Genomic DNA, 13,480 nt, shown 5'->3' with positions numbered 1-13,480 from the left:
GTCGATCTTTCTAAATAACAATGACAAAGACAGAAAAAGAATGAGCCCAATGGACGATACAAGAGACAACAACCGACGTAACTTTTTAAAGCTTGCCGGGCTGCTCCCTGTTTCTGGCCTTCTTGCATCCTGCGCGACACTTATACCCGGGCAAGGGCCTTTGCCTGATCTCTATCGTCTGTCGCCCAAAAGCACCTTCGACGCAACTTTACCCGAAGTACCCTGGCAACTGGTTCTGGAACAAACATCAGCCAACGCTAGCCTCAATACCACAAAAATTGCCCTACAGCGTAAAACAAACCAAATGGAATACTATGCAAACGCCGGGTGGGTTGATAAAGCGCCAATTATGGTACAGACACTTTTAGTGGAATCATTTGAAAACACGGGCAAGATTGTTGCCGTAGGCCGGGAAACAATTGGCCTAAGATCAGATTTCATCTTAAAGACAGAGCTCCGTGAGTTCCAAACACTCTATTTTGGAAGCACACCTGAAGTCCGTGTCGTCCTCAACGCCAAAATTGTACAAATGCCCCGCAGGACCATTATTGGTTCGCAAAGCTTCGAAGCAAACATCCCTGCCCAGTCAGACCAGTTAAATTCGATTGTTGCTGCTTTCGACGACGGATTGGGTAAAGTGACAAAGAAGCTTGTTGAATGGACTCTTTTTACGGCACATTCTCACTATAGAGCGCGTTAAGGCTCATCAAATAAACCAAGCTGCAGTATTTATTTCTACAATGCATGAATACACGCCTGTCTCTATTCGAAATTTCAAAACTCCTATACCAAAGATACGAATTGCGCTGGCATTAAATTCTCTTAAACCTTGCCGATCAAACACATACGACCAAGGCAAGTTTCCAAATGATAATCAGGGACAAACCCAACGCATTTAAACTCTTTTTCATTATCAAGGGATCTGTCGTTCCGACAATTGCCCCTCAAATTTTGTTTTCCGCACTGGTCGGCCTGTTTGTCTATTTTCTTTACAGCAACTTTCCTGACTGGTTGCCAATTCTAACGGTCACGCCCTTTATTTTGCTGGGTGTCACACTCTCGATATTTTTAGGCTTTAGAAACAGCGCTTCTTACGAACGCTGGTGGGAAGCACGCAAACTTTGGGGACAACTGATTATCGACACACGTTCTCTTGCAAGGCAGGTCCAAACATACGCATGGGCAAAAGATAGATCCGATCCCAAGCCCTTTAATGAAAACAACGATGAAAATAATGATTACGCATTAGAATGCAAAGAACATCAAAAACGATTTGTTCTACTTGCGATCAGTTTTTCACATGCACTGCGGCATCACCTTAGAGGAACTGAGTATAACAACGACGTTCACAGGTTTTTATCCGCTGATGATTCTAGTCACTTAAAAAGCACGCGCCACAAGCCAAATTTCATTCTAAATTTAATGGGGGATGAACTTAGGCACATGCTTCAGAAAGAATTTATCGGTGAGATCTCGGCAAGAAATCTGGAAGAACGCCTGACATCCCTATCGACCATTCTTGCAGCTTGTGAGCGGATACATAATACGCCTTTACCCTTTGCCTATAACCTGCTCCTCCACAGAACAGCTTATATCTATTGTTTTTGTCTTCCCTTCGGTCTCGTCACTTCATTGGGCATCATGACACCTTTTGTCACCGCAATAATCGCCTACACCTTCTTTGGTCTGGATGCATTGGGTGAAGAACTGGAAGATCCTTTTGGCACTTCGGCACACGACCTGGCCCTGACCACAATGTCTTACAACATTGAAATCAATCTACTAGAAACCCTCAACGAAGAGAATTTGCCCGACCCGATACAGCCGGATGGCTTTTATCATACCTGACAACATCATCTCGAGCCTCGTCTTTGATCAGGCTATCTTTTCTAAAAGGAAACGAAGGTTTTGACGTTCTTCGGGCGATAGATTTGACAGCAACTTTTCTTCTGTTTCAACATGCGTCACCACGACCTCATTTGCCAGATCAAACCCCTCAGTAGTTAAGGCCACCATTTGTCCGCGCCTATCGTTTGGGTCCATCCTTCTCTCGACAAGGCCACGCTTTTCCAGGCGATCAAGCCGATTGGTCATGGCAGATGTCGACAGCATCATGTCCTTTGCCAACAGAGAAGGAGATAACGTCTCTCCCCTCCCCTGACGACGCAAGGTCAACAAAACATCCATGCCAGCAAAGTCCAGATTATAGGTGGCAATATTATTTAAAACTCCCTGCCGAAGTTTTTCCCCGGCCCGCCAAACCTCGCCGCAAACAGCCATTGGCGCAGGATCAATGTCTGGCCGTTCCCGGCGCCATTGCGCCAGAATTCCTTCCATAGGGCCACCTTCTGCTGCCTGTGACGTAGCACTATTTTTGTGAATCGCCTTTTCAGGGTCTTGACTCATCCTAAAAAAATCCTTATTTATTTCGATATCAAATTATTTGACGTCAAAATATCTTATATCAAATTATCCTAAATAGAGATACATGACGTCCTGAAAATTGTAAAGGACTTCGTAATGCCAGATACATCACTTCCACACCGCGCACCCAACCACCCAATTGATCCAATCTTCATCAACCGGTGGTCTCCTCGCGCTTTTGATAGCAACAGCATTCCAGACGCGGATCTTCAAACCATTCTCGAAGCCGCCAGATGGGCGCCATCTGCCTTTAATGTGCAGCCCTGGCGCTTTGTCTATTCCCGCCGTGGTGATGAACACTGGAACACACAGCTGGACCTGCTGGATCCGTTCAATAAAAGCTGGGCGCAAAATGCTTCAGCACTTGTTTTTGTCATATCAGATAAGATTGTATCGGGGGATGGCACACGTCCTGACAGCCCTTCAAACTACAACAGCTTTGACGCGGGTGCAGCCTGGGCACAACTGGCTCTTCAAGCTTCTATCAGTGGATACAAAGCCCACGCGATGGCTGGTCTTTATTTCGACCAAGCACAAAAAGCCTTAAAGCTTCCCGACCGCTATAAAGTCGAGGTCGCTGTCGCGATTGGCAAAAACACAGCACCGGACTTTCTTGCACCTGAACTACAGGAAAGAGAAGTACCAAGCCAACGCCTTGCAAGTGATGACATTATTTTTGCTGGCACCTTTTCATAGTGCTTCCCATTCATAGCGTTTGAAGCCCCTCGCTTTTTGCAACTTTACCCCGCGCTAAAGTACTCTAGTATTCAGGAGAAGATTAATGAGCTTATCAACAACAGACGATGCCCCGAACCAGAATATTGGCGACCAGAAAATAGGCGGCAAGAATATAAAAGGTGAAAACGTACTGAAAAGCCCAACCAGCCTTCTCCTGATTACCGGCACATTGATTGGTTTCAACTTTCCCTTGGGAAAGATTGCTGGTGAAGCAAACGTGTCACCGATGATCTGGGCTCTTTTGGTTTCTGTCGGGGTTTGTAGCCTGCTTTTTCCAAGCTTGCTCTTTCGCAGACAACTGCAAAGGCCCAAAGGCAAAACGTTACGCTATGCGGTTTTATCTGCCCTTATTTCCTTTGTAATCCCTAACCTTTTGCTCTTTAGCGTTATCCCTCATGCCGGGGCGGGTTACACAGGATTAATGTTTGCCCTCTCGCCTGTGTTCACACTGGCGCTTGCAACTTTATTCAGGCTAAAAACACCTAATCTTTTGGGAATAGCAGGCATTGCCATCGGCCTGATCGGGGCCATCGTGGTCAGTATTACCCGTGCCGGATCTGCGGAAGCACCTGAGCTGATTTGGATCATCGCAGCGATCCTCATACCGCTAACCTTGGCGTGTGGTAACATTTACAGAACCATCGATTGGCCCGAAAATGCTCTACCCGACAGCCTCGCATTCTGGAGCCATAGCTTTGCAATATTTGTTTTCATTGTCTTGCTTCTTGCCACAACAGGAACAGTTCGCATTTCTGAATTGGCAGTCATTCCTTGGATAGCACTAACCCAAGCCGTTGTTGCGGGTTTAACTTTTCCGGTTTTCTTTAGATTGCAACAAAAAGGCGGGCCTGTTCTTCTTAGCCAGATCGGGTATGTTGCCGCCGCAGTCGGCCTTATTACCGCAACCTTTATTCTAGGTGAACGTTATAGTCTCTTCACCTGGGGCGGCGCAGGAATCATAGCCATAGGTATTGTCATCACCATCATTTCTCAACGGACAAAGGCATAACATACACACCCAACGCCCATAACTGATCCAGGATGTCACAAAACATCCTGGGTTTGCAGCGAGGCCATCAAGCCAGCTCCATCCTGTAAGAACCTATGCCAGAGGAAGTTAACATGAGAATTTTTCAGTGCCTCAGGATGACACAGCATTGAAACCTGAGTTTCAGGTATTACATCTTGCCACTGGATACGACAAAGCCCCAAGGGAATTGCGATATAGCTTGGCAAAATACCGATCCCGATCCCGGCCAGCACGGCCTGCGCCTGAACAGGTACATTATCTGATCGAAAGACAATATTCCGGGAAAGCTCCCGTGATGCAAAACTTTCCATAGCAGGCATCGACATATAGACCTCGTTAAAGGCAACAAGCTTATGCAAACCAAGATCCGCTTTAGAACGAGGCATTCCATAAGCCTCCAGATATTTTTCTGATGCCCACAATGCATTTTTCAAGGCGAATATCTGTTTTTCAATAAGGTCTGTTACTTTTCGCCCACCAATTCTGAATGCAATATCGGCATCACCCCGATCTATGTCTTCTACTTGGTTCCCGGGCGTCAATAAAACCTTCAAATCCGGCTCCCGCCCTTGAAGTTGAGCAATAACCTTTGGCAGCCAATAGGTTGCCAGCCCCCCGGTTGCGGTCAAACGTACCGGAGGATAATCGCGCTGCCCAAAGCTCTCCAATTCTCTTTCAAGACAAAAAGCCGTTTCAACAAGGGGCGCAATTCGCTCGGCAAGTAACAGACCATAGGCAGTTGGCTGAACATACTTGCCATCGCGTTCCAAAAGCTGCTGCCCCAACCGTTCTTCCATAGCCGTAATGCGTCGGCCAACTGTTGGCTGGCTCACGCCCAGCTCTCGTGCCGCAGCAGAAAGCCCACCGTATTTCATAACGGCCTGAAAATATCGATAATCATCCCAATCACTCATCTATTCATTTTTGTATTAATTGAGATCAAAAACAAACATTTTTATTTATAAAATTAATTTCGTATGCTTCTACCTGAATGAATAATCTGTGACAGGATCACGCCGATGAGCCAAGAGCACCAATACAAATCACACCTTTCCTGGACTGGGAACAAAGGAGACGGAACGCTTAATTACAAAGCTTATGACCGCAACTATGATATTATAATCGAAGGCAAAACCACGTTGTCAGGTTCTTCGGATCCGGCTTTTCGTGGGGACCCAACACGACATAACCCCGAAGATATGTTACTGGCGTCGATTTCATCCTGCCACATGCTCTGGTATTTGCATCTCTGTTCGGTCAACAAAATTGTTGTGGTTGATTATCAAGACACGTCAACAGCAACAATGACCATGAACTCTGATGGCAGCGGACAGTTTTCATCAGCAACGCTTAACCCGGTCGTCACCATCAGCCAGGATTCAGATAGCGAAAAAGCCGCTCAACTCCATCATGAAGCAAACAAACTCTGCTTTATAGCCAGGTCGGTAAACTTTCCGATTCACCATGACCCACAAATAAAGAATGAGATAAAATAGAGAACGCGCCCAGTACTATGTTCCCAGTACTATGTTCCCAGTACAATATTCTCTGCACAATGCCACGGTCAGTCTCAAAACTGACCGTGGTCACACTCTATTCAGACGGCATTCTGTTCCAGGCGTCCAATGCAGCGACTTTGTAGGCTTCGGCAAGTGTTGGATAGTTGAAAGTATTTTCTACAAAATACTCCAACGTCCCCTTTAGGTTGAGAACGGCCTGTCCAATATGAATAAGCTCTGTCGCTCCTTCCCCGACAATATGGACCCCGAGAAGGCGTCGAGTTTTAAGCGAGAAAATCATTTTCATCATACCGTGGCTGAGGCCCATAATCTGCCCTCGGGCAGTTTCGTGGAAATGACAGATACCACATTCATAGGGAATACCGCGCTGTTGGACTTCTTCCTCTGACATACCAACTGTGGACATCTCCGGGACAGAATAAATACCATAGGGAAAATATTCAGGCGCATCATAGGCATCTTGCTCAAAAGCATGGCAAGCAACAATACGCCCCTGTTCCATGGACGTTGACGCCAGACTTGGAAAGCCGATGACATCGCCAGCGGCATAGATGTGATCAACTTCGGTCTGAAAATTCTCGTTAACTTGAATTCGGTTACGATGGTCGGCCTTGATCCCTGCTTTATCCAGGCCAAGCTTATCTGTGGCCCCCATTCTTCCGGCAGAGAAAAGAACCATATCGGCTTTGACAATACGTTTGTTCTCAAGCCGGATCAGGTTGCTACCGCCCTCGACCTTTTCGATTGCTTCTACTCCTTGCCCAAAACGGAAAGTGACGTTTTGCTGTCTGAGAAGATGCATGAATTCAGCAATAAGCTCGCGATCAATGAAATCAAGCATGGTTTCACGCGGTTCAATAACAGTGACTGCAACATCCAATGCACTGAAAATAGTCGCGTATTCAATACCAATCACCCCGGCACCAATTACTGCAAGTGATCTCGGCAAAGTTTTCAGGTCAATAATTTCATCGCTATCGATGATCGTTTCGCCATCAAAAGGAATGTAGTCAGGTCTATGAGGCTGCGTACCGGTTGCAATAAGAATTTTGTCACCATGAACAGAGGTCACCTCACCTTCATCATCAACGACTTCAAGTGTGTTCTGATCGACAAAGTGTGCTAGCCCCTGTAACCAATCTACCTTGTTGCGCACAAACTGATGCTCAAGGTTATCCACCTCGTGCTGCAAGGTCATATGCAAGCGCTCCAGAAGGTCTTCGGCAGTAATGTTATCTTTCACACGATAGGAACGGCCATAGAAAGTACGCTCGCGCCAACCTGACAAATTCAGGACAGTTTCCCGTAGCGTTTTACTCGGCAATGTACCAGTGTGAACAGAAACCCCACCAATAGCAGGACTTTTTTCGATAACAAGAACTCGTTTGTTCCATTTGGCAGCCTGGACAGCAGCACGGCGCCCTGATGGTCCACTGCCGATAACAACAAGTTCATACCGTTCCATACTTTCCCCCTGCAATCTTTCTTTTCTATCAGGTTTTATGCCAGAAAACACATCAAAACATCCAGCGACACGAATAGCTCTGATGACATCCGCTGTATAACCTCAGCTATATAGAGCAAGATCAGTTCAATCGCTATTGATCAACATCAATCCGATAGTAATTAAAGCCATCCCCTGATTTTACAATAAGAGAAGTCACCCATCGCCTAATTAAATCAGCTTCTTATTTCAAAGCTGATAAATGCTATAATTTACCTTTAATTACAATCTGATTCTTTGGCCTCTCCAGTCAGATAGACATCACCCCTTCAGCCGTTTATAGGCAGTCTGACTATAGTCATCTACCTCGACAACCGCATCTGCGAGGCTCTGAGCTTCCAAGAGTTGCTGGAATTCATCGTCATCAACGACACCTTTTTCCAGAGCAGCCTGATATAGATCTTCCCGCGCAACACCCTTCAAAACGCCCGTTTTCCGCGAAGTGCGGATACGGGCCTCCAACGGAATAACCGCCTGTATCTTGCGGTAGGCTTGTTCCAAAGCTCCCATAGCATCATCCGGACTATCTGATACTGAAATATCACTGGACAGTTTTTCGCGTCCGCCGAGATCCCCCATCAATCGATTAGCCAGTGCAATGTTCTGCATGTCCGTTGGGCCATGGGCTTTTCGCCCCAGAAGGAACAATCGTAGTCGCAGCATCGTTCCGACAAACTTGACCGGATAGTTGTGTGTGATTGTCAGCAACGCCGTTTCTATTTCCTGATAGGCATGCGCGCAAAACCAGTCCAGATAAAGTTCGTCTTCTTTCGAACTTCCTTCGTCTTCAAAACGCTTCACCGCTGCTGTCGCCAGATAAAGCCAGGATAAAGCGTCTGCAAGACGCCCGCTAAGGGTTTCCCGGCGCTTTAAACTGCTGCCCAGCAACAGCATGGAAACGTCTGCAACCAAAACAAAGGCCGATGAATAGCGGGTGATTAGCTGTTTGTGCCGACGCGCTTTTGCCGTGCCCCTAACTTTGAGAAAACGTCCTGCGGTCAATCCGTCAATACCAGCTCTGACCGCATTACAAACTGTAAAGTTGATATGTCCCCAAAAAGCATCATCAAAATCTTCGAGGCTATTCTTTGCCACAGCTTCCAGCTCTTTTGGGACAAAGGGATGGCCACGAATAGATCCCTGCCCAAAGATAATCATGGATCGGGTCAAGATATTTGCCCCTTCAACCGTAATGGCAATCGGCAATCCATCATAGGCCCGGCTCAGAAGGTTTTTCGGGCCCCGACAAATCGCAGCACCGCCCAATATGTCCATGGCATCCAGAAAAACCGTTCGCATGTTTTCCGTTAAGTAAGCCTTGGCGATGCCCGATAGTACTGAAGGGCGCTCTCCGGCATCAACAGCGGCGCAGGTTAATTGTCGCGCCGCATCCATCCCATAGGTCAGCCCGCCAATTCTGGCCAGACGTTCTGCCACCCCTTCAAACTTGCCAATTGGCAGTCCGAACTGACGGCGAACGGCAGAATAAGCCCCGGTCACACGCGTCGCCAACTGTGATGCCCCCAAAGAAAGAGAGGGAAGAGAAACCGATCGCCCTGCGGCAAGAGATTCCATCAGCATACGCCACCCCTGCCCAACGCCTTCTTCACCACCGATCACATAGCTGATTGGGATGAAAACATCCTTGCCCTCAATGGGGCCGTTTGGAAAGGGAATGCCCATCGGGTCATGGCGTCTGCCAATTGACATACCCTTTGTATCCCGTGGGATCAGCGCACAGGTTATACCAAGGTCTTCTTTGTCACCCAACAAACCATCGGGGTCACTCAACTTGAAAGCCAGGCCAATAACCGTCGCAACAGGAGCCAATGTAATATAGCGTTTACGCCAGTTAAGGCGGATACCCAGAACTTTCTTACCCTTGATCTTCTCTTCACAAATAACACCGTGGCTCTGAATTGAGGCCGCATCACTTCCGGCCTTTGGTTCTGTCAAAGCAAAACACGGCATCTCTTCTCCGGTTGCCAGACGCGGAAGATAATAATCTTTTTGTTCATCCGTACCGTAATGGAGTAACAGTTCAGCCGGTCCCAAAGAATTCGGGACCATCACAATGACCGACAGAGGCAGAGAACGGGATGAAAGCTTCAGCACGACAGCAGAATGCGCCTGTGCAGAAAAGCCCAACCCTCCGTATTTTTTGGGAATAATCATCCCGAAAAATTTCATATCCCTCAGTTTTTGCCATAACTCTTCGGGAAGATCCCGATCCTGAGCAATCTTCCAGTCGTCTGTTTCCCGACAGATTTCTTCGACAGGACCATCCAGAAACGCCTGCTCTTCTTTTGTTAATCCGGAAACATTAAACTCTTCCAGCGTCGCCCAATCAGGGCGGCCACTGAATATCTCAGCATCCCACCACACTGTACCGGCGTCTAACGCAGTCTGTTCGGTCTCACTGATTTTAGGCAGGCTGCGCTTGACTATTTTCATCAAGGCTGCGGTTAGAAAAGGTCGCCGGATAGCATGAACACCAAACAATCCGGACAAAACCGCTGTCAGAATGATTGCCCATCCTGTAAGGACCGTTGGCATTCCGGCCAGATCACCACCAGCAATAAGCACCAGAAGAGCCAGCACCCATCCCCAAAACCCTTGCCCGCGATAAAACAGCGTTGCAGCAACAATGATCGCAAGTATGAACGTGAAAAGGATAATCATAGGGGAGACCTCTTCTTATTTTGTAATCTCAAACTTTGGCCAGGTTTACAAACAATACTCAATTTCTCAAAGGCTTACCTGTCTTGAGCATGTGATGTACACGCTCAATCGTATCAGGATGACGGCACAGTGTATGGAATGCCTCACGCTCTAACTGTAACAATCTGTCTTCGCTGACTTTACCAGTCATATCCGTATCACCGCCGCTCAGAACAGTTGAAAGGGCCGCCGAAACGACGACATCGTGCGGCGTGGCCTTTCCTGATTTTCGAAAACCTTCCACAGCCAGATCCAGAGCAACTTTACCACTTTCACCCGGCAAAGCGATTTCAGCTGCTGTTGGTGCGTGGTATCCGGAAACCAGTTCAAGCGCCCGCTCTTTGGCATCAGCAAGAACACGGTCACGGTTCATCGTAATCCTGTCATCCGCCCGGATGATTTTCATATCTCGTGCTTCTTCTGCAGATTTGGCGACCTGTGCCAGTCCAATCAGCTCAAAAACTTTCGACACCGCGGGCATGGGGCCGCGCGGTGTATCGGATGCCAAAGACCAGCGGCACATCATTTCCTTGCAGCCTCCCCATCCCGGGATAATACCAACACCGACCTCGACCAACCCTGTGTAGGTCTCTGCGTGTGCCTGCACTGCATCACTGTGTAACAGCAACTCACAGGCCCCGCCCAACGCCATCCCCGAAGGCGCAGAAACAACGGGAAAAGGCGCGAACTTCAATGCTTTGTACGTTTCCTGACCGCGACGAACCATATAATCAATAAAGGGGTAGGCCCAAAGCCGGGCCGCAACTGACATCAAACCGATATTGGCCCCGACCGAAAAATTGCTGCCATCGTTATAAACAACCAGTGCTTTGTATTCACTGGTTTCAATTTTCTCTCTGGCGCGGTCCATCATGGACAAGGTCCAAAGATTGAGAGAGTTCATTTTGCTATGAAATTCCAGACACAAAACGTCATCATCCAGATCCCACAGGGATGCAGAGGGGTTCCGCATGACAGGTTTTGATCTGGCTTTAATATCATCGAGCCTGAGAACTCCGGCATTGGGATAACGCTTTAAATACTGTCCTTCAGGTCCAAAGACTTCTCTGGCTCCTTTTGATTTACGATAGAATTTACCCGTGCCGACATTTCGTAAAACTGAGGGAACCTCTATCTTTTCAGACCGCAGCTTCGCGCAGAACCATTCCGCACCGATTTGGTCCAACAACTCGAAAGGACCATATTTCCAGTTGTACCCTAACCGCATGGCTTCATCGATGGCTTCAATATCATCGGAAACATCAGGGACCAGTGATGCCGCATAGGCCAGTGTTTTTGACATAACAGACCAGGCATAACGCCCCGCAGTACTGTCATCTTCCAGAACCTTGCGCGGGTTCTTGCGACCTGCTTTTTTAACAACTGCAACGACAGGGCGCTCCGCTTTTGCATAGTCACCTGTATTTAAGTCAATCGCTTCTTTTATCTTGTCAGAACTATCCGGCCTGAGACGATAAAACCCTCCCTTGCCCTTACGTCCGGTATAGCCATCGGCAATAAGGGTCTTGATCAGTTCCGGTTCCTGATAGATTTCATGAAAAGGGTCATCAGGTGGCAAGCTTTCTGACATAGAAGAGAGAACATGGGGCATGAGATCCAGCCCAACCATATCCAATAACGCAAAAACGCCTGTCTTGGGAATACCAAAGGGTCGCCCGATCACAGCATCTGCAAGCTCTATGGAAATATTCTGTTTCATGGCCTCGACAACGGCACATTGCAGCCAGAAAATACCTATACGGTTGGCAAGAAAGCCCGGTGTATCCCTACAATGAACGACACCTTTTCCCAGACTGTGATCACAAAACCGCTCGATCAGCTTGCACTGTTCTTCCGAAACTTCAGGACCCGAGACAAGCTCAAGCAAGCGCATATAACGAGGCGGATTAAAAAAATGAGTGATCAGAAAATCACGCCTGAAGCTTTCAGGCAAACCAGCGACAAGCTGTTCTCGGCACAAAGTAGAAGTGTTGGATGAAAAAACCGCGCCCTTCTTGCGGAATTTATCAATTTTTTTATAAAGCGTCTGCTTGATCGTGACGTCTTCAATAATTGCCTCTACGATCCAATCACAGTCAGACAAAAGCCCCAAATCATCTTCTGTGTTCGCGGGGGTAATGCGTTTTGCATTCCCTTTGCTCATCAAAGCAGCCGGATTACTTTTGATCAGCTTACCAATGGCATCCTTGGCGATTTGATTACGTCCCTCTTTATCCTCTGAACTTTCTACCGGGCGATCAAACAAGAGAACAGGCACGCCTGCATTTGCAATCTGCGCGGCAATGCCAGCCCCCATGACGCCTGCGCCGATGACGGCAACTTTATTTATCCCCTTCATTCAACGGCCTCCAGTACAGTCGCTATTCCCTGACCGCCGCCAATACACTGAGTTGCCAGCGCAAACTTTCCCTTTTCCCGCCTTAGCAACTGGGCCGCTTTACCTGTAATACGCGCCCCTGTAGCCCCCAAGGGATGCCCAATGGCAATCGCGCCACCATCCAGATTAATTTTGCTTTCATCCAGCTTTAAATCAGCCATACAGGCCAGCGCCTGGCTGGCAAAGGCTTCGTTCAATTCAATAACATCAAGATCAGAGAGGGAAATTCCGGCGCGTTCAATTGCCTTGTTTGTCGCGGCAACCGGACCAATTCCCATGATTTCCGGCGCACAACCTGCAACAGCAATGCTGCGAATTTTAGCCAGCACATCCAATCCCTGCGCCTTTGCAAAGTCAGCCGTACAGACAATAACTGCGGTTGCCCCATCGGTCAGTGGCGATGACGATCCGGCGGTTACGCTTCCCTCTTCTTTAAAAGCAGGGGAAAGCCCGGACAATCCCTCAATCGTACTGCTGCCCCGTATACAGCCATCCTGATCAATGACATCCCCCGTTGCCGTTTTTACAGGAATGACTTCATCGCTGAAGTTTCCCTTATCCTGTGCAGCGGCAGCTTTCAGATGGCTGTTAAGGGAAAACTGATCCTGATCCTTTCGGCTGATGGCATATTTATCTGCAACATTTTCAGCCGTTTCCCCCATGGAAACATAAGCCGCGGGATATTCCTTTGCGAGGGCCAGGTTCAACAGAGGGTTAAAACCCATCATCGGCACACGGGTCATTGATTCAATACCCGCACAAACATAAGCATTCCCTGCACCCATTGAGATTGCGCCAGCAGCCATGTGAATGGCCTGCATTGATGACCCGCAAAAATGATTGATTGTCGCCCCCCCTACAGATTGCGGTAAATCTGCCAGAAACACAGCCAGACGGGCGACGTTTAATCCCTGTTCGCCTTCTGGAAAAGCACACCCCATGAAAACGGCTTCAATCGCCTTTCCTTCAATCCCTGTTTTATGCACCAGTCCTTTAATGACCTGCGAGACAAGGTCATCGGGTCGAACCTTGGCCAAAGCGCCTTTGTTCGCAAAATGAAACGGGGAACGCGCATAACCTGCAATGACTATATCGACCATATTTCTACCTCTGTTGCTCTCAGAACTGTTGCTCTGTATTTCAAT

General features: G+C 47.9%; 11 protein-coding genes. 5 read left to right on the top strand and 6 right to left on the bottom strand.

Annotation, left to right across the window (positions count from 1 at the left end):
* The first annotated feature begins 49 nt into the window (after nt 1-49).
* Nucleotides 50-700: an ABC-type transport auxiliary lipoprotein family protein gene (locus WH95_RS14350; protein ID WP_046508585.1), complete on the top strand. Its 651-nt coding sequence runs from the start codon at nt 50-52 to the stop codon at nt 698-700.
* Nucleotides 701-867: 167 nt separating this feature from the next.
* On the top strand, nt 868-1,848 hold the full coding sequence (locus WH95_RS14345) for a bestrophin family protein (RefSeq protein ID WP_046508459.1): 981 nt from the start codon (nt 868-870) through the stop codon (nt 1,846-1,848).
* A gap of 27 nt (nt 1,849-1,875) precedes the next feature.
* Here the strand turns inward: WH95_RS14345 and WH95_RS14340 are convergent, their stop codons facing one another.
* Entirely contained in the window at nt 1,876-2,406 is a 531-nt protein-coding gene (locus WH95_RS14340) for a MarR family winged helix-turn-helix transcriptional regulator (RefSeq protein ID WP_046508458.1), read from the bottom strand.
* A 114-nt stretch (nt 2,407-2,520) separates the two neighbouring features.
* Here WH95_RS14340 and WH95_RS14335 point away from each other — a divergent pair, with 114 nt between their 5' ends.
* Nucleotides 2,521-3,120 (top strand): nitroreductase family protein, encoded by a 600-nt coding sequence (locus tag WH95_RS14335; RefSeq protein ID WP_046508457.1) that lies wholly within the window; start codon nt 2,521-2,523, stop codon nt 3,118-3,120.
* 85 nt (nt 3,121-3,205) lie between these two features.
* A complete protein-coding gene (locus tag WH95_RS14330) occupies nt 3,206-4,171 on the top strand; it encodes a DMT family transporter (RefSeq protein ID WP_082114168.1) in 966 nt (321 codons plus the stop codon).
* Between the two features lie 35 nt (nt 4,172-4,206).
* On the opposite strand, the gene WH95_RS20690 is transcribed toward WH95_RS14330, so the two are convergent.
* Nucleotides 4,207-5,106 carry a LysR family transcriptional regulator gene (locus tag WH95_RS20690; protein WP_052742047.1) on the bottom strand — a complete coding sequence of 300 codons (900 nt, stop codon included), beginning with the start codon at nt 5,104-5,106 and terminating at the stop codon, nt 4,207-4,209.
* A gap of 105 nt (nt 5,107-5,211) precedes the next feature.
* On the opposite strand from WH95_RS20690, the gene WH95_RS14320 reads away from it, so the two are divergent.
* Nucleotides 5,212-5,688: an OsmC family protein gene (locus tag WH95_RS14320; protein WP_046508454.1), complete on the top strand. Its 477-nt coding sequence runs from the start codon at nt 5,212-5,214 to the stop codon at nt 5,686-5,688.
* 97 nt (nt 5,689-5,785) lie between these two features.
* Here the strand turns inward: WH95_RS14320 and sthA are convergent, their stop codons facing one another.
* The 4 genes from sthA to WH95_RS14300 form a co-directional block, all read right to left on the bottom strand.
* Entirely contained in the window at nt 5,786-7,177 is a 1,392-nt protein-coding gene (gene sthA, locus WH95_RS14315; protein ID WP_046508580.1) for a Si-specific NAD(P)(+) transhydrogenase, read from the bottom strand.
* Nucleotides 7,178-7,477: 300 nt separating this feature from the next.
* On the bottom strand, nt 7,478-9,898 hold the full coding sequence (locus WH95_RS14310) for an acyl-CoA dehydrogenase (RefSeq protein ID WP_082114167.1): 2,421 nt from the start codon (nt 9,896-9,898) through the stop codon (nt 7,478-7,480).
* Between the two features lie 58 nt (nt 9,899-9,956).
* Entirely contained in the window at nt 9,957-12,296 is a 2,340-nt protein-coding gene (locus WH95_RS14305) for a 3-hydroxyacyl-CoA dehydrogenase/enoyl-CoA hydratase family protein (protein ID WP_046508452.1), read from the bottom strand.
* A complete protein-coding gene (locus WH95_RS14300) occupies nt 12,293-13,435 on the bottom strand; it encodes a thiolase family protein (protein WP_046508451.1) in 1,143 nt (380 codons plus the stop codon). Before WH95_RS14300 ends, WH95_RS14305 begins: the two co-directional genes overlap by 4 nt.
* Between the last annotated feature and the right edge of the window lie 45 nt (nt 13,436-13,480).

Origin of the sequence: Kiloniella litopenaei (assembly GCF_000982415.1) — a bacterium.
In the GTDB taxonomy this organism is placed as follows: Bacteria; Pseudomonadota; Alphaproteobacteria; order Kiloniellales; family Kiloniellaceae; genus Kiloniella; species Kiloniella litopenaei.
The sequence above is the reverse complement of the archived record's forward strand: the minus strand, read 5'-3'. Positions and strand labels throughout refer to the sequence as shown.

What these genes read in the sequence shown, in the direction of transcription:
- WH95_RS14345 (WP_046508459.1), top strand. Translation starts at nt 868, where the DNA reads ATGATAATCAGGGACAAACCCAACGCATTTAAACTCTTTTTCATTATC.
- WH95_RS20690 (WP_052742047.1), bottom strand. Translation starts at nt 5,106, where the DNA reads ATGAGTGATTGGGATGATTATCGATATTTTCAGGCCGTTATGAAATAC.
- WH95_RS14305 (WP_046508452.1), bottom strand. Translation starts at nt 12,296, where the DNA reads ATGAAGGGGATAAATAAAGTTGCCGTCATCGGCGCAGGCGTCATGGGG.
- WH95_RS14330 (WP_082114168.1), top strand. Translation starts at nt 3,206, where the DNA reads ATGAGCTTATCAACAACAGACGATGCCCCGAACCAGAATATTGGCGAC.
- WH95_RS14335 (WP_046508457.1), top strand. Translation starts at nt 2,521, where the DNA reads ATGCCAGATACATCACTTCCACACCGCGCACCCAACCACCCAATTGAT.
- WH95_RS14320 (WP_046508454.1), top strand. Translation starts at nt 5,212, where the DNA reads ATGAGCCAAGAGCACCAATACAAATCACACCTTTCCTGGACTGGGAAC.
- WH95_RS14340 (WP_046508458.1), bottom strand. Translation starts at nt 2,406, where the DNA reads ATGAGTCAAGACCCTGAAAAGGCGATTCACAAAAATAGTGCTACGTCA.
- WH95_RS14310 (WP_082114167.1), bottom strand. Translation starts at nt 9,898, where the DNA reads ATGATTATCCTTTTCACGTTCATACTTGCGATCATTGTTGCTGCAACG.
- sthA (WP_046508580.1), bottom strand. Translation starts at nt 7,177, where the DNA reads ATGGAACGGTATGAACTTGTTGTTATCGGCAGTGGACCATCAGGGCGC.
- WH95_RS14300 (WP_046508451.1), bottom strand. Translation starts at nt 13,435, where the DNA reads ATGGTCGATATAGTCATTGCAGGTTATGCGCGTTCCCCGTTTCATTTT.
- WH95_RS14350 (WP_046508585.1), top strand. Translation starts at nt 50, where the DNA reads ATGGACGATACAAGAGACAACAACCGACGTAACTTTTTAAAGCTTGCC.